The organism is Streptomyces barringtoniae (genome assembly GCF_020819595.1).
Classification (GTDB): Bacteria; Actinomycetota; Actinomycetes; order Streptomycetales; family Streptomycetaceae; genus Streptomyces; species Streptomyces barringtoniae.
Window position 1 is genome coordinate 133,037 of sequence record NZ_JAJHNP010000012.1, and the last position, 24,964, is coordinate 158,000.

Annotated in this window: 22 protein-coding genes and 1 pseudogene; 20 read left to right on the forward strand and 3 right to left on the reverse strand. The window is 75.0% G+C overall.

Going from position 1 to position 24,964, the window contains the following annotated elements; genetic code table 11:
- Positions 1-65: 65 nt before the first annotated feature.
- Positions 66-401 carry a DUF3040 domain-containing protein gene (locus tag LMU33_RS22940; RefSeq protein ID WP_228622407.1) on the forward strand — a complete coding sequence of 112 codons (336 nt, stop codon included), beginning with the start codon at positions 66-68 and terminating at the stop codon, positions 399-401.
- A gap of 568 nt (positions 402-969) precedes the next feature.
- Here LMU33_RS22940 and LMU33_RS22945 read toward each other — a convergent pair.
- Together LMU33_RS22945 and LMU33_RS22950 are read right to left on the reverse strand one after the other, a co-directional pair.
- Positions 970-1,533 carry a hemerythrin domain-containing protein gene (locus tag LMU33_RS22945; protein WP_228622408.1) on the reverse strand — a complete coding sequence of 188 codons (564 nt, stop codon included), beginning with the start codon at positions 1,531-1,533 and terminating at the stop codon, positions 970-972.
- A 102-nt stretch (positions 1,534-1,635) separates the two neighbouring features.
- On the reverse strand, positions 1,636-2,214 hold the full coding sequence (locus LMU33_RS22950) for a polysaccharide pyruvyl transferase family protein (protein ID WP_228622409.1): 579 nt from the start codon (positions 2,212-2,214) through the stop codon (positions 1,636-1,638).
- Positions 2,215-2,855: 641 nt separating this feature from the next.
- On the opposite strand from LMU33_RS22950, the gene LMU33_RS22955 reads away from it, so the two are divergent.
- The 14 genes and pseudogenes from LMU33_RS22955 to LMU33_RS23020 all read left to right on the forward strand — a co-directional run bounded on the left by LMU33_RS22955 (position 2,856) and on the right by LMU33_RS23020 (position 17,773).
- Entirely contained in the window at positions 2,856-3,863 is a 1,008-nt protein-coding gene (locus tag LMU33_RS22955) for an NAD-dependent epimerase/dehydratase family protein (protein WP_228622410.1), read from the forward strand.
- 31 nt (positions 3,864-3,894) lie between these two features.
- Positions 3,895-5,529 carry a carbamoyltransferase family protein gene (locus LMU33_RS22960; protein WP_228622411.1) on the forward strand — a complete coding sequence of 545 codons (1,635 nt, stop codon included), beginning with the start codon at positions 3,895-3,897 and terminating at the stop codon, positions 5,527-5,529.
- The gene (locus LMU33_RS22965; RefSeq protein ID WP_228622412.1) at positions 5,526-6,521 is read left to right on the forward strand and encodes a glycosyltransferase family 2 protein; all 996 of its coding nucleotides are present in this window, start codon (positions 5,526-5,528) and stop codon (positions 6,519-6,521) included. Before LMU33_RS22960 ends, LMU33_RS22965 begins: the two co-directional genes overlap by 4 nt.
- Positions 6,522-6,571: 50 nt before the next feature.
- Positions 6,572-8,245 (forward strand): D-glycero-alpha-D-manno-heptose-1,7-bisphosphate 7-phosphatase, encoded by a 1,674-nt coding sequence (locus LMU33_RS42030; RefSeq protein ID WP_372478047.1) that lies wholly within the window; start codon positions 6,572-6,574, stop codon positions 8,243-8,245.
- Positions 8,242-9,252 carry a glycosyltransferase family 9 protein gene (locus tag LMU33_RS22975; protein ID WP_228622413.1) on the forward strand — a complete coding sequence of 337 codons (1,011 nt, stop codon included), beginning with the start codon at positions 8,242-8,244 and terminating at the stop codon, positions 9,250-9,252. The genes LMU33_RS42030 and LMU33_RS22975 overlap by 4 nt, the downstream gene beginning before the upstream one ends.
- Positions 9,249-10,211 carry a glycosyltransferase gene (locus LMU33_RS22980; protein WP_228622414.1) on the forward strand — a complete coding sequence of 321 codons (963 nt, stop codon included), beginning with the start codon at positions 9,249-9,251 and terminating at the stop codon, positions 10,209-10,211. The genes LMU33_RS22975 and LMU33_RS22980 overlap by 4 nt, the downstream gene beginning before the upstream one ends.
- Positions 10,208-11,440, forward strand: a complete 1,233-nt coding sequence (locus LMU33_RS22985) for a glycosyltransferase (protein ID WP_228622415.1) — start codon at positions 10,208-10,210, stop codon at positions 11,438-11,440. The genes LMU33_RS22980 and LMU33_RS22985 overlap by 4 nt, the downstream gene beginning before the upstream one ends.
- Complete coding sequence (locus LMU33_RS22990) at positions 11,437-12,138, forward strand: D-sedoheptulose-7-phosphate isomerase (RefSeq protein WP_228622416.1); 702 nt, start codon at positions 11,437-11,439, stop codon at positions 12,136-12,138. The genes LMU33_RS22985 and LMU33_RS22990 overlap by 4 nt, the downstream gene beginning before the upstream one ends.
- Positions 12,135-13,555 (forward strand): annotated as a pseudogene (locus LMU33_RS22995) (PfkB family carbohydrate kinase). The gene LMU33_RS22990 and the pseudogene LMU33_RS22995 overlap by 4 nt, the downstream one beginning before the upstream one ends.
- Before the next feature lie 100 nt (positions 13,556-13,655).
- Positions 13,656-14,648: a glycosyltransferase family 9 protein gene (locus LMU33_RS23000; RefSeq protein ID WP_228622417.1), complete on the forward strand. Its 993-nt coding sequence runs from the start codon at positions 13,656-13,658 to the stop codon at positions 14,646-14,648.
- The gene (locus LMU33_RS42035) at positions 14,638-14,943 is read left to right on the forward strand and encodes a hypothetical protein (RefSeq protein ID WP_372478044.1); all 306 of its coding nucleotides are present in this window, start codon (positions 14,638-14,640) and stop codon (positions 14,941-14,943) included. The genes LMU33_RS23000 and LMU33_RS42035 overlap by 11 nt, the downstream gene beginning before the upstream one ends.
- A gap of 115 nt (positions 14,944-15,058) precedes the next feature.
- Positions 15,059-15,517, forward strand: coding sequence for an STAS domain-containing protein (locus LMU33_RS23010; RefSeq protein ID WP_228622418.1), 459 nt, complete (start codon positions 15,059-15,061; stop codon positions 15,515-15,517).
- 121 nt (positions 15,518-15,638) lie between these two features.
- On the forward strand, positions 15,639-17,168 hold the full coding sequence (locus LMU33_RS23015) for an ANTAR domain-containing protein (RefSeq protein ID WP_228622419.1): 1,530 nt from the start codon (positions 15,639-15,641) through the stop codon (positions 17,166-17,168).
- A gap of 149 nt (positions 17,169-17,317) precedes the next feature.
- The gene (locus LMU33_RS23020; protein ID WP_228622420.1) at positions 17,318-17,773 is read left to right on the forward strand and encodes an RpiB/LacA/LacB family sugar-phosphate isomerase; all 456 of its coding nucleotides are present in this window, start codon (positions 17,318-17,320) and stop codon (positions 17,771-17,773) included.
- A 121-nt stretch (positions 17,774-17,894) separates the two neighbouring features.
- On the opposite strand, the gene LMU33_RS23025 is transcribed toward LMU33_RS23020, so the two are convergent.
- Positions 17,895-18,260: a DUF6479 family protein gene (locus tag LMU33_RS23025; protein WP_228622421.1), complete on the reverse strand. Its 366-nt coding sequence runs from the start codon at positions 18,258-18,260 to the stop codon at positions 17,895-17,897.
- Between the two features lie 165 nt (positions 18,261-18,425).
- On the opposite strand from LMU33_RS23025, the gene LMU33_RS23030 reads away from it, so the two are divergent.
- The 5 genes from LMU33_RS23030 (at position 18,426) to LMU33_RS23050 (ending at position 24,886) form a co-directional block, all read left to right on the forward strand.
- Positions 18,426-18,797, forward strand: a complete 372-nt coding sequence (locus tag LMU33_RS23030) for a four-helix bundle copper-binding protein (protein ID WP_228622422.1) — start codon at positions 18,426-18,428, stop codon at positions 18,795-18,797.
- 106 nt (positions 18,798-18,903) lie between these two features.
- Positions 18,904-20,082, forward strand: coding sequence for an acyl-CoA dehydrogenase family protein (locus LMU33_RS23035; RefSeq protein WP_228622423.1), 1,179 nt, complete (start codon positions 18,904-18,906; stop codon positions 20,080-20,082).
- A gap of 9 nt (positions 20,083-20,091) precedes the next feature.
- Positions 20,092-20,934 carry an oxygenase MpaB family protein gene (locus LMU33_RS23040; protein WP_228622424.1) on the forward strand — a complete coding sequence of 281 codons (843 nt, stop codon included), beginning with the start codon at positions 20,092-20,094 and terminating at the stop codon, positions 20,932-20,934.
- Positions 20,935-21,050: 116 nt separating this feature from the next.
- Positions 21,051-23,210, forward strand: a complete 2,160-nt coding sequence (locus LMU33_RS23045) for a serine/threonine-protein kinase (RefSeq protein WP_228622425.1) — start codon at positions 21,051-21,053, stop codon at positions 23,208-23,210.
- Positions 23,211-23,320: 110 nt separating this feature from the next.
- Entirely contained in the window at positions 23,321-24,886 is a 1,566-nt protein-coding gene (locus LMU33_RS23050) for a phytoene desaturase family protein (protein ID WP_228622426.1), read from the forward strand.
- Positions 24,887-24,964 lie beyond the last annotated feature (78 nt).

A 24,964-nucleotide genomic window follows, 5' to 3' on the forward strand; every position in this document is an offset into this window, starting at 1 on the left:
CCGTCAGGGGGAACTCGGGCGCCCGGGGACGGAAACCGCCGATCGGCGGAGGAGGTGCCGTTGCCGTGGACGACTGGGAGATGCACGATGAGGTACGGCTGTCGCCACGCGAACGGGTCGCGCTGCTGCAGATCGAGGCCTGCCTCAGGCAGGACCGCAGGTTCGCGCGCCGCATGGGCGACCCACCGCGAGGGGTGTGGCTGCCCGTGGCGGTGCTGCTGCTGGGCATCGCCTCGGCGTTCGTGGCCGTCATGGGCGTCCGCACCTCGGACCCCGCACTGCTGTGGTGCTTCGCCCTGCTCTGGCCCCTGACCCTCTTCCAGGCGCTCCGCCTCCTGTGCCGAGCGGCCCGTCACCGCGCCCGCGCGCGCTCCGGAGCAGGCGTGCGCCCGTGGCTGTGATGCGCGGAGGCATCCAAGGGGCTTGTTGTGCACGGATCGGTGACGCTGATACGGCGACGGTGCTGATCGTGATCGGGGCCGTACCGGTCGCCGGGCCGATCGGGGCCGCAGGCCGAGGCCGGCTCCGGTGCCTCCTCGCCCTGCGGCCCTGGTGACCGGGGGTACACATGCGGCAGGGCGAGACGCCGATGACCGGCCCGGCCCCTGGGCGGTCATGGGCAGTCAGCCGCCGCCGTGGCCATCAACCGCCGCCCTGGGCCGGCCGCGGGCTCCCCGGCCCCTGATCACGGACTCCCTGGCCGCTCGTCCCGGGCTTCTCGGGCCCGTCCCGCATACGCCGCGCCCGAAGGTTCGCGGGCTCCCCGGGGCCCATTCGGCAGCCGGGGCCCACGGCAGGCCGGCCTTCGCCGGACACGGCACACAGGCCGGCCTTCGCCGGACAGGGCCCGGCGTCCGCCCCGTCCCTGCGGACGGACGACCGACGGGGTTCACCCAGCCATATCAGCTGGGCCGAGCCCCGTCGCGATCCCTGGCTCGACCGACCGTCAGCTCGCCCCTCGGCTCACCCTCAGCTTTTCTTCCCCCGCCCCGACAGCGCGTCGCGCATCCTGTCGACCAGGCCCGCTCCCGGTGCCAGCAGCTTGTTGGCCGGGGGAGTGTCAGGTGCCGAGGGGTGCGGGCGGGTCGGAGCCATCTTCTTCGCGCGGCGCACCTTGTCGCCGAGGTCCATCAGCGCGTCCGCCGTGCAGGCGGCCTCCATCCTCGGGAAGAGGTTCTGCTCCTCGTCCATCACATGGGACCGGATCTCGCTCATCAGCTGTGCCATGAGCGTGTCGAACCGGGGGTCGTCCGCCTGCAGGCCCTCCATGTCCTTCATGATCTGTTCGGCCTTGGCGTGATCCTCGATCTCCTTGTCCGCCAAGGCGTCCCCACCCGTGATGTGCTCGCGCACCGCCGGGTACAGATAGGACTCCTCCGCGACCGAGTGCCGTACCAGCTCGATCGTCGCCTGGTCGGCGAGGTCCTTGCGGTCCTTGGAGCCGGGCGGCAGCGCCTCGATACGGCCGAAGATCTCCTCGACCTCACGGTGATCGGTCGTCAGCTCCTGGATGACGTTTCCGCCGTGACCCATGTCGTCACCTCCTGCGAGACATCGCGGCGGCCCATGAGCGGCCTGCCGTCGCCGCGCCGAGTGCCCCGCGCGCGCCGCGCTACACGGCCCGCCCGCGCGGGATCAGCGCACCATGTGCCGCGCGGCTGCCGTCCGGCCCGCCCGGGACAGCGCCCACCGCCACCAGTGGTCCAGCAGCTCCTCGCTCGGCGCCCCCGCGTCCACCAGCGCCGGCCGGCCCACCGCCCGTGCCTGGGCGCCGACCTTGGCGCCGCCCGAGACCGGGTCGACGGCGATCACCGGAGTGCCGGTGCGCAGGGCCGGCACCAGACCGTGCAGCCGGGTGGTGACCACCAGGTCGCAGCGGGAGACCAGCGCCAGGAACTGCTCGGCCGTGGCGCACAGCCGCCAGTCGCCCGCGGCCAGTCGGGTGTCGGCCGCCAGGCGTGCGCAGTCCTTGCCGGCCGTCCGGCCGGTGAGCCGGACCTTGGCCTCCTCGTGCGGCGCCGCGCGCCGTACTCGCCCTGCCCGTGCGAGAGCACCACCCCGGCCACCGGCGGCAGCGGGCCCGCCGGAGCCGTGGCCGCGAGGTCGTGCCGGGCCGGTGCCGCCGTGCCGTCCCGGGCGACGAGCTCGTGGAAACCGGTGGCCGCGGGATCCGCCGGGTCGACGACCGACACGCCGGCGGCCAGTCGATGACACGTCCTGAACCTGGCGTGCAGGGCGGCGACTTGGGGCCCGTACACCGGGCCGCACACGAAGAGCACGGTGTCGTACGCCGCCGGCCGGACTGCCTCCAGCGACAGCGGGCCGGGACGGAAACCCGGGCTCCATGCGGTGTCGTGCCGGATGCCCGCGCCGGTCAGCTCGGCCGAGTCGTGCCGCTGCGCCAGTACGTTCCCGGCCGTCGCCTCCCCGTCCCGGAAAACCGAACCAGCCGGTCAGCAGTACGCGCCCGGTCGACCGGCCGGGTTGCCGCAGAGCGCGCAGCAGCGCGGCGGTGACCTCGTCGTGCATGGCCCTCTCGAACTCCCTTCAGGCGTCGCCCACGGCCGTCCCCACCTGCCTTGACGTCGTTGGAGTCGCGCGAGCACCCGGCCTTCCGGACAATAAGGATGCAACATGTGAAACCAACTGGCAGGGGAACCCCAGTGCTCGTGCCGTCCAGCCAGCGGCGGCCGACCAGGGCGGTCCTCCGGAACAGCGGGGCCCGAGCCCTCTCCTTGTTTCCCCAGCACCCCCAGCGAGGCCGGCAAGCTCGGCCCCGGCGACGCGGTACGCGCCGAACGCCCAGGCAGGAGCGTTCCCGGGGCGCGACGACGTGGACGAAGGAACAGGCCCCCATGACTGGTGCCACACCGTTTTCCTGGCGGCGCGCCCTCGTGACCGGAGGCGCCGGCTTCCTCGGCTCCCATCTGTGCGAACGGTTGCTGGATTCGGGGGTCGAAGTCGACTGTGCCGACAATCTCGCCTGCGGCCGGCGTGAGAACGTCGCCACGCTCGAGGAACGGCCAGGTTTCCGGTTCGCACGGCTCGACGTCTCCGCGCCCGACTGCGTGGAGCTGCTGCCGGGGCCGTACGACCTCGTGCTGCACTTCGCCTGCCCCGCCTCGCCCGCCGACTATCTGCGCCTGCCCCTGGAGACCCTGGACGTCGGCAGTCTCGGCACCCGCAACGCCCTCGCGATCGCCGAACGCGACGGGGCGCGCCTCCTGCTCGCGTCGACCTCCGAGGTGTACGGCGATCCGCTGGTGCACCCGCAGCACGAGGGCTACTGGGGCAATGTGAACCCGGTCGGGCCGCGCAGTGTGTACGACGAGTCCAAGCGGTTCGCCGAGGCACTCGTCACCGCGCACGCCGGCACCAGGCGCAGCGACGCCGGGATCGTGCGGCTGTTCAACACCTACGGGCCGCGGATGCGGGCCCACGACGGCCGTGCGGTGCCCACCTTCATCTGCCAGGCGCTGGCCGGCGAACCGGTCACCGTGACCGGCGACGGCAGCCAGACCCGCTCGCTGTGCTACGTGGACGACACCGTCGACGGCGTCCTGCGGGTGGCCGCGAGCAGGGCCGTACGGCCGGTGAACATCGGCGGCAGCGACGAGATCACCGTCGCCGACCTGGCCCGCCGGGTGGTCGCCCTGACCGGCTCCCGGTCGCCGATCGCGTTCGTCGGCCGGCCCGTCGACGACCCCGCCCGGCGCCGACCCGACACCACACTCGCGCGCGAACTCCTCGGCTGGTCCCCCCAGATCCCCTGGGAGGAGGGGCTGAAGCAGACCATCGCCTACTTCGCCGCCCGGCCCCCGCAACCGCCACCGCGCGAGGAGGACCCGGCCCCGCGGCCCTGACCCCCGACCGCCCGCGCCCTGGAGACAGCGCATGCACGTTCTCGGTATCAACGCACTCTTCCATGACCCCGCGGCCGCCCTGATCAGCGACGGCAAGGTCGTGGCGGCGGCGGAGGAGGAGCGGTTCTCGCGCCGCAAGCACGGCAAGCGGCCCGTCCCCTTCTCCGCGTGGGAGCTGCCGGAGCAGTCCGCCCGCTGGTGCCTGGAACGGACCGGCCTCACGCCGTCCGGCCTCGACGCCGTCGCCTACTCCTACGACCCCTCGCTCGCCCGCCCCGCCGAGCGGATGGGCCTCGAAGACCCCTGGGACCACCTGCGCCAGGAGTACGCCCGCCAGGCCCCCGGCTTCCTCGCCGAGGCCCTGCCCGGACTCGACCCCGCCAAGGTCCGCTTCGTCCCCCACCATGTGGCGCACGCCGCCTCCGCCGGGCCGGTCTCGCCGTACCCGGACTGCGCCGTGCTCGTCCTCGACGGCCGCGGCGAGTGCGGCTCGCACCTGGCCGGCCGCTGCACCAACCGTGAGCTGACCGTCCTCGGTACCCAGCAACTGCCGGACTCCCTGGGCCTGTTCTACGAGGACCTCACCGAGCACCTCGGTTTCCTGCGCAGCAGCGACGAGTTCAAGGTGATGGCGCTCGCCTCCTACGGCTCCCCGCGCTTCGCCGACCGGCTGCGGGAGTACGTCAGGGCCGACGAGCAGGGCGGTTTCCGTGCCCGGCCCGTCCCCTGGGCCGCACTCGTCCCGGCCCGCCCGGCCGGCGGAGCCTGGAGCCGGGACCACGCCGACCTGGCCGCGAGTGCCCAACTCTGCCTGGAGGAGGCCATGCTCGCCCTGGCCCGGTGGCTGCGCGGGCGCACCGGCGAGGACGCGCTCACCATGGCCGGCGGTGTCGCGCTGAACTGCGTCGCCAACACCCGGCTGTGGCGGCAGAGTGGCTTCAGGCACGTGTGGGTGCAGCCCGCCGCCGGGGACGCCGGTACGGCCCTCGGCGCGGCCGCGCACGTGGCCGGGCAGAAGGACACCCTGGAGCCGATGGCGACCGCGGCGCTCGGCCGCGGCTGGAGCGACGCCGAACTGCGCGAGTGGCTCGAGCGGGCCGCCGTACCGTACGAGGAGCCCGCCGACATCGCCGAGACGGCCGCCGAGGCGCTGGCCGCCGACCGGATCGTGGCCTGGTTCCAGGGTCGCAGCGAGTACGGGCCGCGCGCGCTCGGCCACCGCTCGCTCCTCGCCCACCCCGGCAAGGCCGCCAACCTGGAGCGGCTCAACGCGGTCAAGGGCCGCGAGGAGTTCCGGCCGGTCGCGCCCATGGTGCTCGCCGAACGCGCGGCCGAGATCTTCGACGGACCGCTGCCCAGCCCGCACATGCTCTTCGTGCACGACGTGGCCGCCGACTGGAAGGCCCGCATCCCGGCCGTGGTCCACGTCGACGGCACCGCCCGCATCCAGACCGTCGACCGCGCCCAGGAGCCGCTGGTCGCGCGGATGATCGACGGGTTCGAACGGCGCACCGGGCTGGCGGTGGTCGTCAACACCAGTCTGAACACGGCCGGCCGGCCCATGGTCGACGACCCGCGCGACGCCCTGGAGTGCTTCGGCTCCGCGCCCGTGGACCTGCTGGTGCTCGGCCCGTTCGCGATCCGCCGCGGGAAGGCGTTCGCATGACCGACGCGCCCGCCTACACCGTCGTCGTCCCGACGATCGGCCGCCCCTGCCTCGCCGAGTGCCTGCGCGCGCTCGCCGCTGCCGAAGGGCACCCCCCGCACGAGGTCATCGTCGTGGACGACCGGCCCGAGTGCAACGGCGACCTGCCGCTGCAGGCGGCCGGGCCACTGCTCGACCGGATACGGACCCTGCGCACCGGCGGCAAGGGCCCGGCCGCCGCCCGCAACGCCGGCTGGCGTACGGTCGCGACACCCTGGACGGTCTTCCTCGACGACGACGTCCAGGTGCTCCCGGCCTGGTCCCGGCTGCTCGCCCAGGACCTGCGGGAAGCCGGTGAGCACGTCGGCGGCATCCAGGGGCAGTTGCGTGTCCCCCTGCCCCTGGACCGCCGGCCCACCGACTGGGAACGAGGCACCAAGGGCCTGGAGAACGCCGCCTGGGCCACCGCCGACATGGCCTACCGCACCGAGGCGCTCGCCCGGGCGGGCGGTTTCGACGAACGCTTCCCGCGTGCCTTCCGCGAGGACGCCGACCTCGCCCTGCGGGTGCAGCGGGCCGGCTGGACACTGCGGCGGGGCCGCCGGATCACCTCTCACCCGGTCCGCCCGGCCCACTGGTGGGCCTCGCTGCCCGCGCAGCGCGGCAACGCCGACGACGCGCTGATGAACCGGCTGCACGGCCGCGACTGGTGGGCCCGTGCCCAGGCACCCCGCGGCCGGCTGCCCCGCCACCTGGCCGTGACCGGTGCCGCGCTCGCCGCGGCCGCCTGCGCACTCGCCGGGCGCCGCCGCGCCGCCACCGCCTGCGCGGCCCTGTGGACGCTGGGTACGGCAGAGTTCGCCCTCGCCCGCATCCTGCCGGGCCCCCGTACCGCCCGTGAGATCGCCGGGCTGCTCGGCACCAGCGTGCTCATCCCGCCCCTCGCCGTCCGGCACTGGCTGCGCGGAGTCGTCCGCCACCGGCACGCCGAACCCCTGGGAGGTGCCGGGTGAACCGCTTCTCGGCCGTCCTGTTCGACCGTGACGGCACCCTCGTCGAGGACGTGCCCTACAACGGCGACCCCGAACGCGTCCGACTGCTGCCCGGTGCCGCGGATGCCGTCGCACTCGCACGCTCCCACGGCCTGGCCACCGGGGTGATCAGCAACCAGTCCGGCATCGGACGCCGACTGCTCACCGCCGACGACGTGCACCGGGTCAACGAACGCGCCGACGCCCTGCTGGGCGGCCTGGACACCTGGGTGTTCTGCCCGCACGCCCCGGACGCCGGCTGCGCCTGCCGCAAGCCACGCCCGGGCCTGGTCCTCACGGCCGCCGCACGACTCGGCGTCCCGCCCGCCGCGTGCCTGGTCATAGGTGACATAGCGGCCGACGTGCTGGCGGCGCGGGCGGCCGGCGCCCACGGGATCCTCGTACCGAACGCGGCCACCGCCCCCGCGGAACTGACCCGCTTCGCCGACCGGACCGCCCCGGACGTGCTCACCGCGGTGCGCAGGGCGCTCGCGGGGGCGGCGAGGCCGACCGGGCCGTGGCCGCCTTCACGGGGTGCATCGGCTGGTGATGGGGCGTGGTGGTCTGCGGGGGGTGCGGCGGCCGGTGACGGGGCGTGGTGGTTTGCGCGGGGTGCATCGGCCGGCGATGGCGCGTGGTGGTCTGCGGGGGATGCGCCGGCCGGTGACGGCGCTTGGCCGTCCGCGCGGGGCGCGGCTTCCCCTGCTGCGGCGTGGACCCCTCCCGGGGGCGCGCCGAGCCCGGATCGGATGTGCTGGCCCCTGCCGGATCTGACGGGCCCGGCCGGGAGGTGGCGGCGTCGGGAGGAGGCGGTGGCACCGTGTCGGGCGTGGGTGTCCGAGGGGGATGCGGTGGTGGCGGGCCGGGCGTGGCTGTCTTCGGGGGGCGAGCGGAGCCCGGATGGGGTGTGCTGCTCTCTGCTGGATCTGACGGGCCTGGCCGGGGTGTGGCGGTGTGGGGAGGAGGCGGTGGTCCCGGGCTGGGCGTGGGTGTCCGAGGGGGACGTGGTGGTGGCGGGCCGGGTGTGGCTGTCTTCGGGGTGCGGGCGGAGCCCGGATCGGTCGCGCTGGTCCCTACTGGACATGACCGGCCCGGCCGGGATGCGGCCGTGTCGGGAGGAGGCGGTGGCACCGTGTCGGGCGTGGGTGTCCGAGCGGGGCAAGGCGGTCCAGGGTCGGGCATGGCTGTCTTCGCCGGACGTGGCGGTCTCTGATCAGGCGCGGTCGTCTGCGCCGGAGACGTCGGCCCCAGTGCGGATGTGGCCATCTCGGCAGAACATGGCGGCTCCGGGCCGGGCGTCGCCCTCCGGGCGGGACGCGGTGGTCCGGGGCCGGGCGTGGTCTTCCGAGCGGGACTTGGAGGAACGAGATCTCGCGTGGGCGTCCGAAGGAGACGCGGCGGTCCGGGGCCGGGCGTGGCTCTCGGAGCGGGACGCGGCGGTCCGGGGCCGGGTGTGGCCCTCGGAGCGGGACGCGGCGGTCCGGGGCTGGGTATGGCCCTCGGAGCGGGGTGCGGCGGTCCGGGGGCGGGTGTGGCTCTCGGAGCGGGGTGCGGCGGTCCGGGGGCGGGCGTGGCTGTGCCCGGGAGGCGTGGCAGACCGGGGTCGGGCGTGGCCCGCCGGGCCGGACGTGGCGGATCGGGGTCCGGCGTGGCTGTTCGCCGGGGACGCGGCGGCGCCGGGGTCGGGAAGGTGGGGGCCGTTGTGAAGGCTCTCGTTGTCCGGCTCGACAGCTTCGGTGATGTGCTGCTCGCCGGTCCGGCCGTGCGTGCCGTCGCCGCCCGCAGTGAGCACGTCACCGTGCTGTGCGGTCCGCGCGGCGCGGATGCCGCCCACTTGCTGCCCGGCGTCGACGAGGTGCTGGTGTGGGAGGCGCCCTGGGAGGGGTTCGACCCGCCCGACGTGAGCGTGGACGACGTAGACGCCCTGCTCGGCCGGCTGCGCGCCGGGTCCTTCGGCGCCGCACTCGTCCTCACCTCCTTCCACCAGAGCCCCCTGCCCACCGCGCTGCTGCTGCGGCTGGCCGGCATCGGCCGGATCGGCGCCGACAGCGTCGACCACCCCGGCCGGCTGCTCGACGTACGGCACCGGCGACTGCCGGGCCGTCACGAGGTGGAGGCGGCCCTCGACACCGCCGCCGCCATGGGTTTCCGGCCGCCCCCGGGGGACGAGGGCCGGCTCCGTGTCCTGCCGCCCCCGGACACTGGCGCCCTGACCGGCAACGGCCCGTACGTCGTCCTGCACCCCGGAGCGAGCGCCCCCGCCCGCGCCTGGAACCCACGGCGCTGCGCGGACGCGCTGGCGCTGCTCGCCGACGCCGGGCACCGCGTGGTCGTCACCGGCGGCCCGCACGAGCGCGTGCTCACCCGGTGCGTGAGCGGGGACGCGGGCGTCGACCTCGGCGGCCGGACCGACCCGCGCACCCTCGCCGGGGTGTTGCGCATGGCCGACGTCGTCATCAGCGCCAACACCGGGCCCGCCCACCTCGCCGCCGCCGTCGGCACCCCGGTCGTGTCCCTCTTCGCGCCCGTGGTCCCGGCCGAGCGCTGGGCCCCGTACGGCGTTCCGGCCATCCTGCTCGGCGACCAGTCGGCGCCGTGCGCGAACACCCGGGCGCTGACCTGCCCCGTGCCCGGACACCCCTGTCTGGACGAGGTCACCGGGCAGGACGTGGTGCGCGCGGTGCACAAGCTCATCCAGGAGCGGCACACATGAACATCCTCGTCTGGCACGTGCACGGATCGTGGCTCACCGCCTTCGTGCAGGGCCCGCACACCTACCTGGTCCCCGTCACCGACGACCGCGGACCCGACGGGCTCGGCCGGGCCGTGACCTGGGACTGGCCCGAGACCGTTCAGGAGCGCAGTCCCAAGGAGCTGTGGGACTGCGACATCGACCTTATGGTGCTGCAGCGGCCGCACGAACTCGACCTGGCCCTGCGCTGGACCGGCCGCCGGCCCGGCGTGGACGTGCCCGCCGTGTACGTCGAGCACAACAGCCCCGACGAGTCCCCCGAGCGCCAACTCCACCCGCTGGCCGCGCAGTCGGCGATCCCCGTCGTGCACGTCACCCACTTCAACCGGCTGATGTGGGACAACGGACAGGCCCCCACCGAGGTCGTCGAGCACGGCATCATCGACCCCGGCCACCGCTGGACCGGCACCGAGCGGCGCGCGGCCGTCGTGGTCAACGAGCCCCTGCGCAGGGGCCGTACGACCGGCACCGACCTGCTGCCCCGGTTCGCCCGGTCCGCGCCGCTGGACGTCTTCGGCATGCGTACCGAAGGGCTCGCCGAACACCTGGACCTGCCGCCCGAACGCTGCCGCACCCGCGATCTGCCCCAGCACGAACTGCACCGGGAGATGGCCCGCTGCCGGCTCTATCTGCACCCGGTGCGCTGGACCTCGCTCGGTCTGTCGCTGCTGGAGGCGATGTTCCTGGGCATGCCGGTGGTTGCCCTCGGCACCACCGAGGTGCGCGAGGCGATACCCGAGGGCGCCGGGGTGGTCTCGAACCGCCTCGACGTACTGGAGGACGCCGTACGGGCCTTCCTCGCCGAACCCGAACTCGCCCGCCGCACCGGCGACGCCGCCCGGGCCGCCGCACAGGCCCGCTACGGAGAGCGGCGCTTCCTGGACGACTGGGAGCGCCTGATCAAGGAGGTCACACGATGAGCCGCAGTCCGCACACGGCAGGACGCATCGCCATGGTCTCCGAGCACGCCAGCCCGCTGGCCGCGCTCGGCGGACCGGACGCCGGCGGCCAGAACGTGTACGTGGCGCAGGTCGCCCGGCAACTCGCCAGAAAGGGATACCGGGTCACGGTGTACACCCGGCGGGACTCGGCGGGCCTGCCGGACCGGGTGACCCTCATCGACGGGGTGCAGGTGGTGCACGTGCCCGCCGGGCCGCCCGTGCCCGTCCCCAAGGACCAACTCCTGCCGCACATGGTCGAGTTCGGGAGCTTCCTGGCCCGGCAGTGGTCGCTGAGCCCACCGGACGTGGTGCACTCCCACTTCTGGATGTCGGGCCTGGCCGCCCTCGCCGGCGCCCGGGAGCTCGGCATCCCGGTCGTGCAGACCTATCACGCGCTGGGCACGGTGAAGAAGCGCTACCAGGGCGCCGCCGACACCAGCCCCCCGCAGCGCCTGGCCATCGAGGAGGCCGTCGGCCACGAGTGCGCCCGGATCATCGCCACCTGCAGCGACGAGGTCGCCGAGCTGAAGGCGATGGGCCTGCCCGAGGACCGGATCAGCGTCGTGCCCTGCGGCGTCGACCCCGACCAGTTCGCGCCCGCCCCTGGCAGCCGCCCGGCGGGCGCGCGCAGGCGGCTGCTGTCCGTCGGCCGGCTGGTGCCCCGCAAGGGCTTCGACCGCGCCATCCGTGTCCTGGCCGACGTCCCCGACACCGAACTGATCGTCGCGGGCGGCCCCGAGGCCGATCTGCTCGGCACCGACCCCGAGGCCCGGCGCCTCTGCGCCGTCGCCGGCGAGTACGGCGTCGGCGACCGCGTCACCCTGCTCGGCGGGGTCGGCCGGGCCCGCATGCCCCGGCTGATGGCCGGCGCCGACCTCGTGCTGTCCCTGCCCCGCTACGAGCCCTTCGGCATCGTCCCGCTGGAGGCCATGTCCTGTGCCGTACCGGTCGTCGCCACCGCGGTCGGCGGTCAGCTCGACACCGTCGTGGACGGCACCACGGGCGTCCTGGTCCCGGCCGACGAGGACCACGACCTCGGCGCGGTCGTGCGCACGCTCCTCGCCGACCCCGACCGGCTCGCCCGGTACGGGGCCGCCGGCCGGCAGCGGGTGCTGACGCACTACACCTGGGACCGGGTCGCGGACGGCGTGGCGGGGGTGTACAGCGCCGTCGCCCCGGTCCCCTGGCTCTCGGGAGTGGTGCGATGAAGACCGTCGGCGACACCACCCACTGCGACGACCTCGCCACGGCCCTGGACGCCTTCCGCGACCACGGCTCCCTGATCGAACAGTGGGGCACCGAACTCGCCCGCCGCCTGGGCGCCGGGGCCCGGCTGCTCGTCGCGGGCAACGGCGGCAGCGCCGCCCAGGCACAGCACCTGACGGCCGAACTCGTCGGCCGCTACCGCGACGACCGGCCGCCGTTCTCCGCCGTCGCCCTGCACGCCGACACCTCCTCCACGACCGCGATCGCCAACGACTACGGCGTCCAGGAGATCTTCGCGCGGCAGACCGTCGCCCACGGCCGCCCCGGAGACGTGCTCATGCTGCTGTCCACCAGCGGCGCGAGCGCCAACCTGCTGTCCGCCGCCGACCGCGCCCGCCGCCTGGGCATGACGGTGTGGGCCCTGACCGGCCGGGCACCCAACCCGCTCCAACTCGGCGCGGACGAATCGGTGTGCGTCGACGCCCCGGTGTCCGTCACCGTGCAGGAACTCCACCTGGTCGCCGTGCACATGCTGTGCGAGGCCTTCGACCAGGCCGTCGAACGCGGGGAGACCGACCGGGCCGGCTGCGACGGGGCGGACGGCAGGCCGGGCGTCGTCGGCCGGCTCGTCGGCCGGGCCCGTACCGTCGGCCGCTCCACGCCCGGCGCGCCTGTCACCCACAGGAAGGGACACACATGACGAGCACGCGCACACCACTGGTCGTCGTGGGCGACGCGCTGCTCGACCACGACCTGTGCGGCCGGGCCGAGCGCCTGGCCCCCGACGCCCCCGTGCCGGTGGTGCACGGCGCCCGGCGCAGCTCCCGCCCCGGCGGCGCGGCCCTCGCCGCCTGCCTCGCCGCCGCCGACGGCCGCCCGGTCACGCTCGTCACCGCCCTCGGCGACGACCCCGCGAGCGACACCCTGCGCGGATTGCTGACCGGCCGCGTGAACCTGGTCGAGGTTCCACTGGAGGGCGCCCTGAGCAGCAAGACCCGGGTCATGGCGGGCGACCGCCGCTGCTGCGCCTGGACGACGGCGAGGGACGCGCCCGCGCGGCGACGGGGGCCGCCGAGGACGCCGTCACCGGTGCCGCCGGCATCCTGGTCGCCGACTACGGCCGGGGCACCGCCGACGTCCTGCGCGACGCCCTCGGCCGGACGGCGGCCCCCCTGGTCTGGGACCCCCACGTACGCGGCCTGCCCCCGGTCCCCGGTGTCCGCCTGGCCACGCCCTCCGCGCAGGAGGCCCGCGCCCTCGCCCGGCACCTGGACGCCGACGGGTCCGGCGACGAGTTGGGCCTGCGCACCGCCGCCCGGGACGCGCGGACCCTCGTCCGGGCCTGGCGGGCGCAGGCCGTCGCCGTGACCCTCGGCGAGCGCGGCGCACTGTTCTCCCACGGCGAGACCCCGCTGCTGGTACCGACCCCGGCCGCCGTGGCCGGCGACCGGTGCGGCGCCGGCGACCGGTTCGCCGCTGCGGCGGCCGGCGAACTCGCCGACGGCGCGCTCACCGAAGCCGCCGTACAGGCCGCCGTCCACGCCGCGACCCGCTACGTCGCCGAGGGCGGCGCCCGCGCGGTCGCCACCGAGGAGCGGCCGGACTCGCCCGAACCCGCCCCCGCGGACGGCGACATCACCGGGGACGCCGTGCGCCTGGCCACCCGCGTCCGGACCGTGGGCGGCACCGTCGTGGCCGCGGGCGGCTGCTTCGACCTGCTGCACGCCGGCCATGTCGCCCTCCTGCAGGCCGCCCGCCGGGCCGGCGACTGCCTGATCGTCTGCGTCAACTCCGACGACTCCGTGCGCCGTCGCAAGGGCGCCGGCCGCCCCCTGGTGCCGGCGGCCGACCGGGTCCGGGTGCTGCGCGCCCTGGAGTGCGTCGACGCGGTCGCCGTGTTCGCCGAGGACACGCCCGAACGCATCCTCGGCGAACTCCGCCCGCACATCTGGGCCAAGGGCGGCGACTACGCCCGCACCGAACTGCCCGAACAGCCCCTGGTGGAGAGCTGGGGCGGCCAGGTGCTCCTGCTGCCCTACCTCGACGGCCGCTCCACCACAGGCCTGGCCCGCCGCGCCGCCCTGGCCCCCGCCCCCACCGCGGGACGCCCCGCGTGACCGCTGCCGCCCACTTGCCCGGCCCGTGTTTCCCGACCACGCCGTGATATCCGCCCACTCGGCCGGCCCCGGCCGCCACACCCCTGGGAGGTCCCACTCGGTGACCCACACTCCGCACCACCCCCCGACCCTCCTGGTGCTGCGCGCGCTGGGCCTCGGCGATCTGCTGGCCGGCGTGCCCGCGCTGCGGGGCATCCGCCGGGCCTTCCCCGGTCACCGGATCCTGCTCGCCCTGCCCCCGGGCCTGACCGAGCCGGCCCTCGCCACCGGGGCGATCGACGCCGTGTTCCCGGCCGAGGCCCCCGGCCGGGCGGTGCCGTCCCTCGCGCACTGGACCGGCCCGCCGCCCGACCTGGCGATCGACCTGCACGGCAACGGCCCCGAGAGCCGCGACGCCCTCGCCGCCGTGCACCCGCGCCGGCTGCTCGCCCACGCCTGCCCGGACGGCCCGCCGTGGCAGGCCCAGGCCCACGAACGCGACCGCTGGTGCGCCTTCCTGCACGCCTACGGCATCCCGGCCGACCCCCTCGACCTCGGCCTGCCCCGGCCCGGCACCCGGTCCCGGGCGCCGGGCGCCGTGGTCGTGCACCCCGGCGCGGCCTCCGGCTCCCGCCGCTGGCCGGGGGAGCGGTACGCCGCCGTCGTACGGTCCCTGCGCGCGGCCGGGCACCACGTGGTGCTCACCGGCGGCCCCGGCGAGGAGGCCCTGGTGCGCTCGGTCGCCGAGCGCGCCGGACAGCGTGCCGGTGACGTGCTCGCCGGCGGCCTGCCCTACCGGGAGCTGTCCGCGCTGGTGGCCGAGGCGGCCCTGGTGCTCAGCGGCGACACCGGCCTGGCGCATCTCGCGGTCGCCCACGGCACCCGCTCCGTCACCCTGTTCGGACCCGTCTCCCCGCACCTGTGGGGACCGCCCCCGAGCCCCGGCCACCTGGCCCTGTGGAAGCCCGGCCCGCCCGGCGATCCGCACGGCCGTACGCCCGACCCCCGGCTGCTGCGCATCCGCTCCGGCGAGGTCGCCGCGGCCTGCCTGACACTGCTCCGGCCGGCCGACGGCGCGCGACACGCCGGACCGGGGGCCGCCCATGTCCACTGAGTCCGCGACCGGCCTGCCCCACGGGGCCGCCGGCGCGGGCGACCCGCGCATCACAGTCGCCGTCATCACCCGCGACCGGCCGGCCAGCCTGCTGATGCCCGCGCTGCGCCGCACCGGGCATCTGATGCGCACCGTGCCCCGGGACATCGCCTCCGCGCGCGCCTTCGCCCAGGCCACCGCCGGACTGCCGTGGGTGCTGCGCCGGCGCGACCCGGTGCCGCCCGACCTGGAACGCCGGCCAGCGGCGCTGGAGCGGGCCCGCCGGACCTCACCCGCCCGGCGGTATGTCGGCTGAACCGCCTGGGTGCGACACGCCCGGGGAGAATCGTTGCGTCGGGCGTGGGGCGGGGGCACAGTGAACTTCCCGGTCAAGACGCGGCTGGCTGATCCCTGCTCATCCAGGAAGCCCGATGCCCATGGAAAAAGGTCAGCTGTCCCGTGCCCGGATCCGCCCGGGCGGCCCGGCCCCGCTGCTCCTGCACACCGCGCACGAGCACCGGCCCGAGGCCGGCGCCGTCAGCGTCCTGAAGGCGCGGGGCACCGTCGACGCCGGCAACGCCGTGGAGTTCTCCGAGACGCTCGCCGAGCACATCGCCCGGGCCGACCGGGCCGGGGAACACCCCGTGCTGGACATGACCGAGGTGTACCTCGCCTGCGCGGCCGCGGTGCGGGCCGTGGACCGGGCCACCGGGGCCCTGGCCTTCTCCGGCCGCGCCCTGCCCGTCGTACAGCCCCGGCCGCATGTGCGCGAGGCGCTGCGCGCCGCGGGACTGCCGGGCGTCCGGGTGCACGCCACCATGGCGTCCGCCCTGGACTCCCTGGTGGCCCGGAGAAGGGCCGGCCCACGGCCCGGCGGCGCCGGTTGGTGAGCAGAGCGGCCCGCCCCGTCCGGCGCGGCGGACGGCGCGGCCGCAGGCCGGACCCCTACCGTGCACAGTGGTCAGGAAGAGGCCGCCCGAGTACGCCGCACCGTCCTGTCCGGGTGATGCCATGAATCCCTCCTCCGACCCGTCCGCCGCCCCGGCACCGCTCGTCATCGAGTCGTCCGTCGTCGAGGGGCTGCCCGCCGAGGCGGCGCTGCTGCTGCGCATGTCCGGCAGCCTCGACACCGCGGGCGCCCAGGCCTGGTCGGCGGAGCTGCGGGGCCACCTCGAACAGGCCGACCGCGCGGGGCTGCGACCCGTGCTGGACATGGCCCATGTGCAGCTCGGCGGTGCCGCCGTGCTGCACACGCTCAGCGAGGCGACCCGGGCGCGCAGCGGCCGCCCGGAGCTGATCATCGTCCGCGCCCGGCCCGGGGTGCGCGAGGCGGTGCACCTCGCCCGCCTGGACGGTGTCCGGCTCTACGCCACCCTCGACGAGGCGATGCGGGAGCTGGCCCGGGCCGCCTCCCGGGTGGAGGAGCTGCCCGCCTGGCGGTCGCAGATGGCGGATCCGCTGCGGCCCAGCTACGAGGATCTGCGCAAGGAGGTCCGTGCGCTGCGCGCCCGCGTGCGCACCGCCCCGGTCATCGGCATGGCGCAGGGTGTGCTCATGGTCCGCTACGGCCTGCCCGACTCCGGGACCGCCTTCCGGGCGCTGCGCGAGGCCTCGCAGCGGTTCAACGTGCCGTTGCGCGTCCTCGTCTCCGCCGTGGTCGTCGCCCGGCCCCCGGACGGCGAGGTGTGGTTCCGGGGCCGCAGCCCCGCGCCCGTGCCGCAGCTGCGGATCCTGGCCCGCGACGGCCGCGACCTCCGCTACCGGCGGCAGATGATCGACGCCGTGCTGCACGAGGCGCTCGCCATCGGGCGGGCGCCGGCCGGCTATGTGCGGCTCGTGGACCCGGCCGTGAACGCGCTGATGCCGGAGACCCACTACGGCTGCGCGGACACGTTCGTCGACCTGCTCGTGCGCGGCCGGGACGAGGGCACGGCCGACGCGCTCGCCCGGCTGTGCGGACAGCGGGTGAGCGTGCCGGACGTGGCCGCCGACGCCCTTCTCTCCGAGGAGGCCCGGAGGGTCCTGCTGAGCACGGGGACCGGTGCCCTGCAGAGCATCCCGGTCCTGTCCTCGGCCGGCTCCTGCACCGGTGTGATCACCCTGCAGTGGCCCGACGCCGGGCACCGGCCGACCGCCGCCCAGGCCGAGGCTCTCGGTGTGCTGGCCTCCGACACGGCGGCCTGGCTGAGCTGGTACGACCGCTCGGTGCTCCTCGACGCCCTCGAACACCTCCACCGGACGGTGACCGGCTCCGCCGCGCCCCCCGAGGACGGCGGGGGTGACCCGCGCCGGCCTGGGAACCCGGAGCCCGTAGGCACCACGCACCACCGGGAGGGAGTCCGGCGCATGTCCAATCCGCAGCAACCCGAACAGCGGCGCAGTGACAAGGGGGGCGCCACCCCGCAGGACAGCGGCCAGACGAAGGCCCGGCACGCGGCCGAGCGCGCCGCGGGCGGCCGCCCGCACGGCTCGGACAAGGGCAAGAAGGGCGGCGGCGAGGGCGGAGGCGTGCCTCCGGCACAGCAGCCCGACCACCCGTGAGCGTCCCGAACTGGCGCGGGGGACTGCGCGACCAGCCGCAGCTCACCCGCGCCCGGCATGCGACAGTGCGCCTGGAGCCGTAATCCGTGTGAGCCCCGGGCCGTGATCCGCACCGGGCCCGCGGCGCGACAGCCATTACGCTCCAGGCCATGCGTATCTCCGTCTCGTCCGACATGGACGAACCCGTGGCCCGTTCACTCGTCGAGGACCTGCGGCGGCGCGGCCACGAGGTGTATCCGCACGGCGCCCTGCGGCCCGGTGCCGACGCCCAGTGGGCGGCCTGCTCGGAGGCGGCCGCCCGTGACGTGGCCGAGGGGGCCGCCGATCAGGCGGTGGTGTGCTGCTGGACCGGCACGGGTGCGTCCATCGCGGCCAACAAGGTGCCCGGCGTGCGCGCGGCGCTGTGCACGGACGCCGTCACGGCGGACGGGGCGCGCCGCTGGAACGACGCCAACGTCCTCGCGCTGAGCCTGCGCCTGACCTCCGAACCCCTGCTGCAGGAGATCCTCGACGCCTGGTTCGCCGGCGAGCCCAGCCAGGACCCGGAGGACCGGCAGAACGTGGCCCGCGTCGGCCGCCTGGACGCCGCCCGGAAGGATTCCTGAAGGATTCCTGCTTCCTGGGGGACGCACGACGGACCGGCACGGGCAGACTGCCGGAGTGACTCGGTGTCCGGGTGCGATGGTCGCCGCCGGCTCAGTGGCCGCCGGCTCAGTGGCCGCCGGCTCAGTGGGCGCCGAGGCCGCCGCCGCCGAACGAGCCGCTGGAACCCCGGCTCCAGCGCGGCCGCTCCGTCGACTCGCTCGGCTTGGAGTCCTGGTTCCTCAGGTCGTACGGGGTGAGCGGACGGCCGCCCTCGGGGGTCTGGGGGACCTCCTCGTAGTCCCTGTTCTGCCGCACCTCGCGCACCGGCCCCTCCGGCGGCAGCTTGGGCTGCTCCTCGGGCCGTGGCCGGGGGGACTCGCGGTACTTGACGCGGGAGGTCATCCAGAAGCCGCCGGCGAGCAGCGCCAGGACGGCCACGGCCACGACGAACAGGAAGAGGCTCATCAGGCCGCTCGCTGCGGCCAGCTGCATCGATGCGGTATTCATAAGACAGGAATACCCCTCCCAGAACCGGACGAACCGGACACTATTCGTGACCGGTGGCGGACAGGCGGCGACCTGGCTCCTGCCGACGGCTCCCCGGCCGTGTCCGGGGCACCCTCGGGTCCCGCGCGGTGGTTTGCGGCCCTGCGCCCCGGCTACCCGCACCGTGTGACAACGCCGACTTCGCAGCAGCTCTACCGGTTCCTGGAGGACCGCTTCGCCTGTGCCCAGGCGTGCACGGAGTGCGCCCGGGCCTGCGCGGTGCGCGCGAGCCTGGTCGACCCGGACGGCACCGAACTCCATGAGCGCGTGCGCAGGCTCGGCATCATGTGCGCCGAGGTGTGTGACGCCACGTGCCACGTGCTGTGCGAGGAGAGCCGGCAGGACGAGGGCGAGATCCGGGTCCGACTGGAGTGGTGCCGCTCGGTCTGCCTGGAGTGCGCCCGCGCCTTCGACGAGCAGCCCGGCGCCGAGTCGGCGGCGGCCGCCTGCCGGACCTGCGCCGACGCCTGCTCGGAGTTCCTGGAGAGCCTCATGTGAGGCTGCCGCTGATGCGGAATTCGCCCGGGGCGCGCCATTCCCAATTTCTGAAACGCGTTCTACGGTGTGCGCCGTCAGGACCGCCCTTGGGGAGCCTGGAGGCGCCGTGCACCTCGACCACACGCCCGAGCAGCAGCGACTGCGCGCCGAACTGCGCGCCTACTTCGCACAGCTGGTCCCGGACAACGCCTACGCCCGGTACGCCGACCCGGTCGCGCAGAAGCGGTTCTACCGCGACACCATCCGCCGGCTCGGCGCCGACGGCTGGCTCGGCGTCGGCTGGCCCGAGGAGTACGGCGGGCGCGGCATGACGGCGATGGAGCAGTTCGTCTTCTTCGACGAGGCCGCCCAGGCCGGCGTACCGCTGCCGCTGATGGCGCTGAACACGGTCGGCCCGACGATCATGCGGTACGGCACGGAGGAACAGAAGGCGTACTTCCTGCCGCGCATCCTCTCCGGCGAGATCGACTTCGCCATCGGCTACAGCGAGCCCGACGCCGGCACCGACCTCGCCGCCCTGAAGACCAGGGCCGTACGGGACGGGGACGAGTACGTGGTCGACGGGCAGAAGATCTGGACGACGAACGGCGACACCGCGGACTGGGTGTGGCTGGCCGTGCGCACCGACCCCGCCGCCCCGCCGCACAGGGGCATCACCATGCTGCTGGTGCCGACCTCCGACCCCGGCTACTCCTGCACGGTCATCAACACCCTCGCCTCCCACGACACCACCGCGAGCTACTACGAGAACATCCGCGTCCCGGTCTCCCGGCGCGTCGGCGAGGAGAACCAGGGCTGGCGGCTGATCACCAACCAGCTCAACCACGAACGCGTCACCCTCGCCGCGCACGGCACCATGGCCATCCGCGCCCTGTACGACGTGCAGCGCTGGGCTATGGAGACCAAGCTCGCCGACGGCCGCCGGGTGGCCGACCTGCCGTGGGTGCGCCGGCTGCTGGCCCGCACCCACACCCGGCTCGACGCGATGAAGCTGCTCAACTGGCAGATGGTGGGCGCCGTCGAGGACGGCACGCTCACCCCGCAGGACGCCTCCGCCGTCAAGGTCTACGGCTCCGAGGCCCGCCGGGACGCCTACGCCTGGCTCATGGAGATCGTCGCGGCCGCGGGCCCGCTGAAGGAGGGCTCGGCGGGCGCCGTCCTGCACGGCGAGCTGGAGCGCGGCTACCGCTCGGCGGTCATCTTCACCTTCGGCGGCGGCAACAACGAGATCCAGCGCGAGATCATCTCCTGGATCGGCCTGGGGATGCCCAGGGTGCGGCGCTAGCCTGCGGGCATGGGCGACCCGGGGCTGTTCACGCCGAACTCCGTGACCTGGCAGATGCACGGCGACCCGATGATGTGGGTCGCCGGCGTCCGCGCGCTCTACCTGCAGGCCCTGCACCCGCGCGCGGTGCGCGGCGTCCTGCAGAACTCCGACTTCCGGCGCGACGCCTGGGGCCGGCTGATGCGCACCGCGAACTTCGTCGGGACGACGACGTACGGCACGACCGAGGCCGCCGAGCAGGCCGGCGCCCGGGTGCGGAAGATCCACAGCATGCTGACGGCGACCGACCCGCAGACCGGCGAGCGGTACGGCGTCGACGAACCAGAGTTGCTGCTCTGGGTGCACTGCGCGGAGATCGACTCCTATCTGCACGTCCTGCGCCGCTCCGGCTTCCCGCTCACCGGCGCCCAGGCCGACCGGTACGTAGCCGAACACCGGGTCAGCGCACGCCTGGTGGGCCTCGACCCGGAGACCGTACCGGCGAGCCGGTCCGAACTCGCCGCGTACTTCGGGAAGATACGGCCGGAGCTGGCGGCGGGGCCCGAGGCACGCGAGGTGGACGACTTCCTGCTCCGTCCGCCGACGCATCCCCTTCTCGTCCCCGCGCGCGAGGTGCTGTGGCGGCGCGTGGCGTACCTGGCGTACGCCGCTCTGCCGCCGTACGCCCATGAGCTGTACGGCAGACCGGCCCCCGCACCCGCGGTCGTCACCCGCCGGCTGCGGGCCACGGGCGCGGTGCTGCGGTGCGTTCCCGCACGTGTGCGCTGGCAACTGCCGCCCAAACACATCCTGCGGGCCATGGCGCGGCTCGGACCCCAAGCGCGTCCGGCACCGTACAAAGTCGGGCGATAGGCCGCCATACTGGACGAGCAGGGGGGTGTGGCGCGGATCGGGCCGGCGCGGCGCAGTGCGGTGCCGGGCCGGCCTTCCGGCGGCGGGGCGGACGGCGACGGGGGCGGCGGATCGCTATGGGGGAGAACAGGCTGGTTCAGGGCCGGTACCGGCTGCTCGACCTGATCGGGCGGGGCGGGATGGGCGAGGTGTGGCGGGCCCGGGACGAGTCCCTGGGCCGGCAGGTGGCGGTGAAGTGCCTCAAGCCACTCGGGCCCGGCCACGATCCGTCCCTGGCCGGTGTCCTGCGCGAGCGCTTCCGCCGAGAGGCCAGGGTGGCCGCCGGTCTCTCCCACCGCGGGGTGACCGTCGTGCACGACTTCGGCGAGTCCGACGGGGTCCCGTACCTGGTGATGGAGCTCCTGGAGGGCCGCGATCTGAGCCGGCTGCTGCAGGACAACAAGGGGCATCCGCTGCCGGTGCGGGACGTGGAGGACATCGCCGCGCAGGTCGCAGCCGCCCTCGCCTACACCCACCGACAGGGGGTCATACACCGCGACTTGAAACCGGCCAACATCGTGCGGCTGGCCGACGGCACGGTGAAGATCTGCGACTTCGGCATCGCCCGCCTCGGCCACGACATCGGCTTCACCGCCCGGCTGACCGGCACGGGGGTCGCGCTGGGCACCCCGCACTACATGTCCCCGGAGCAGATCGGCGGCGAGCCGGTGGACCAGCGCAGCGACCTCTACTCGCTGGGCTGCGTGCTGTACGAGATCGCCACCGGGGCTCCGCCGTTCGACCTGGAGGACGCCTGGGCGATCCTCATCGGCCACCGGGACACCCCGCCCCGGCCCCCGAGCGAACACCGCCCGGAGCTGCCCGGCCACCTCCAGCGCGTCATCCTGGACCTGCTGGCCAAACGGCCCGAGGAACGGCCCCACGACGCCGGGGAGTTGGTTCGCCGGATACGCGCGGGGCGCGGCGCGGCCCCCTCCGGCACGGCCGCGGAGATACCGGAGGCGAGAGGCGCGGCCCGGCTGCCGTCCTGGACCCGGGGCATGACCACCGGCCACAAGGCACTCGGCGCCGGACCGGGCGCGCTGAGCCCGGACGCGGGGGCGGCACTGTCGGTCCGCTGGGACGCCGTCCGGCGGGACGCGCCCCGAAGAGGCGCGGGGAACTGCGCGACCAGCCACAACGGACCTGCAGACGCTCGACAACCCGTACCGGCGTTTCCCGCAGCGCGCACTGCGCCCACCGCCGAGCGCTCCGGTCCCGATCACCCCGAAACCCTCGCCGCCCGCTACGAGGCGGCCTTCGCGCTCGTCCGTGCCGGCCGGATCGCCGAGGCGCTGGCCGCCTACACGAACCTCGCCGAGGCCCGGGCGCGCGTCCTCGGCGCCGACCACCCCGACACCCTCGCCGCCCGCCAGGAGACGGCCTACGCACTGGGCCGGCTGGGCCGCCACTTCGAGGCCCACCAGGTGTACGCGGAGGTGCTGGCCGCCCGGGTGCGCGTCATGGGCCCCGACCACCCCGACACCCTGCGCTGCCGCCACAACCTCGGCTGCACCCTCGGCCGGCTCGGCCGCCTGGACGACGCCTGCCGTACGGCCCTGGAGGTGGCCGCCGCCCGGGCCCGCGTCCTCGGCGCCGACCATCCCGACACCCTGGTCTCGCGCTGCGAAGTCGCCTACGCCCAGGGCCAGTCGGGCCGCTGGGAGGAGGCGCTGCGCATCTACCGCGAGGTCGCCGGGACCAGAGCCCGAGTCCTCGGCCCCGACCACCCCGACACCCTCGCCGCCCGCTACGAGACCGCCCTCAGCCTCGGCCGCCTCGGCCGCAGCGCGGACGCCCTGCGCCTGTACCGGGAGCTTGTCGTGGACCGCACCCGCGTCCAGGGCCCCACCCACCCCGAGACGCTGCGCGCCCGGCACGGACTCGGGGTCAACCTCGGCCGGCTCGGGCGCTGGGAGGACGCCCTGACCGAGGCCCGCGACGTCTGCCTGCTCCGCGAGCAGGTCCTCGGCCCCGCCCACCCCGACACGCTCGTCAGCCGCCGCGAGATCGCGGTCTCCCTCGGCTGGCTCGGCCGCTGGGCCGAGGCCCTCGCCGAGTACCGGCGGGTCGCCGCCACCCGCGAGGAGGTCCTCGGCCCGGACCACCCCGACACCCTCGCGGCGCGCGGCGACGAGGCCCACTGTCTGGAGCTCCTCGGCCGGGGCACCGAGGCCGGCGAGCTGTACCGCAGGCTCGCGGTGGTCCGCCGACGGCACGCGTCCGGCGGCACCTGACGGAGACCGGGTGCCGCGGCCACCCGATCAAACGGCGCGCCCCCGGCTGCCCGGCCCACAGTCAGGGCACGCCTCTGGCCGCAATGGATCATCACGTGTTACGAAGAACCATGCCTGCCAACGAGCACACCCGCACATACGACGCCGTCATCGTCGGCGGCGGCCACAACGGCCTGGTCGCAGCCGCCTACCTGGCCCGGGCCGGCCGTTCCGTGCTGGTGCTGGAACGGCTGGACCACACCGGCGGCGCCGCGATCTCCACCCGCCCCTTCGCCGGCGTCGACGCCCGGCTGTCGCGCTACTCCTACCTGGTCAGCCTGCTGCCGCAGAAGATCGTGCGCGATCTCGGGCTCGACTTCCGGGTCCGCGCCCGCACCATCTCGTCGTACACCCCGGCGGAGCGGGACGGCCGGCCCACGGGACTTCTCGTCGGCGGCGGCGAACAGCGCACCCGCGAGGCCTTCGCCCGGCTGACCGGCGGCGAGCGCGAGTACCAGGCCTGGCAGCGCTTCTACGGCATGACCACGCGCGTCGCCGAACGCGTCTTCCCGACCCTCACCGAGCCGCTGCCCACCCGCGAGGAACTGCGCAGCCGCATCGACGACGAGACCGCCTGGCGGGCCCTGTTCGAAGAGCCGATCGGCGTCGTCGTCGAGGAGGCCTTCCAGGACGACCTGGTCCGGGGCATCGTCCTCACCGACGCCCTTATCGGCACCTTCGCCGACGCCCACGACCCCTCCCTCGCCCAGAACCGCTGCTTCCTCTACCACGTCATCGGCGGCGGCACCGGCGCCTGGGACGTGCCCGTCGGCGGCATGGGCGCCCTCACCGACGCCCTGGCCGCCGCGGCCCGTTCGGCGGGCGCGGTCATCGCGACCGGGCACGAGGCGGTCCGGATCGCCACCGACGGACACGCCGCCGAGGTCACCTACCGCACCGCCGACGGCGAGGGCGTCGCCGCTGCCCGGCACGTCCTGGTGAACGCCTCCCCGCAGGACCTGGCCGTCCTGACGGGGGACCCGGCACCCGAGCCCGCGGAGGGCGCCCAGCTCAAGGTCAACATGCTGCTCACCCGGCTGCCGAAGCTGCGCGACACGGCCGTCGACCCGCGCGAGGCCTTCGCCGGCACCTTCCACATCGCCGAGGGCTACCGGCAGCTCGCCACCGCCCACGCCCAGGCCGCCGCCGGTGAACTCCCCGCCGTGCCGCCCTCGGAGATCTACTGCCACTCGCTGACCGACCCCACGATCCTCGGCCCCGAACTCGCCGAGCGCGGCTACCAGACCCTCACCCTGTTCGGCCTGCACACCCCGGCCCGGCTCTTCGACCGGGACAACGACGCCGTACGCGAGGAACTGCTGAAGTCGACCCTCGCCCAGCTCGACGCCCAACTCGCCGAACCCCTCGCCGACTGCCTGGCCACCGACGCCGAAGGCCGCCCCTGCATCGAGGCCAAGACCCCGCTCGACCTCGAGAGGGACCTCAGGCTGCCCGGCGGCAACATCTTCCACCGCACCCTGTCCTGGCCGTATGCCCAGGAGGACACGGGCCGTTGGGGCGTGGAGACCCGGCACGCGAACGTCCTGCTGTGCGGCGCGGGCGCGGTGCGCGGGGGAGGGGTGAGCGGCGTACCGGGACACAACGCGGCGATGGCGGTGCTGGAGGCCACTGCATGACGCACCGGAAGACCAAAGGAATCTGACGGGACGTCAGAAAAGCTCTTCCGTCGACCGGCCCGCTGCGGCATCCTGCGC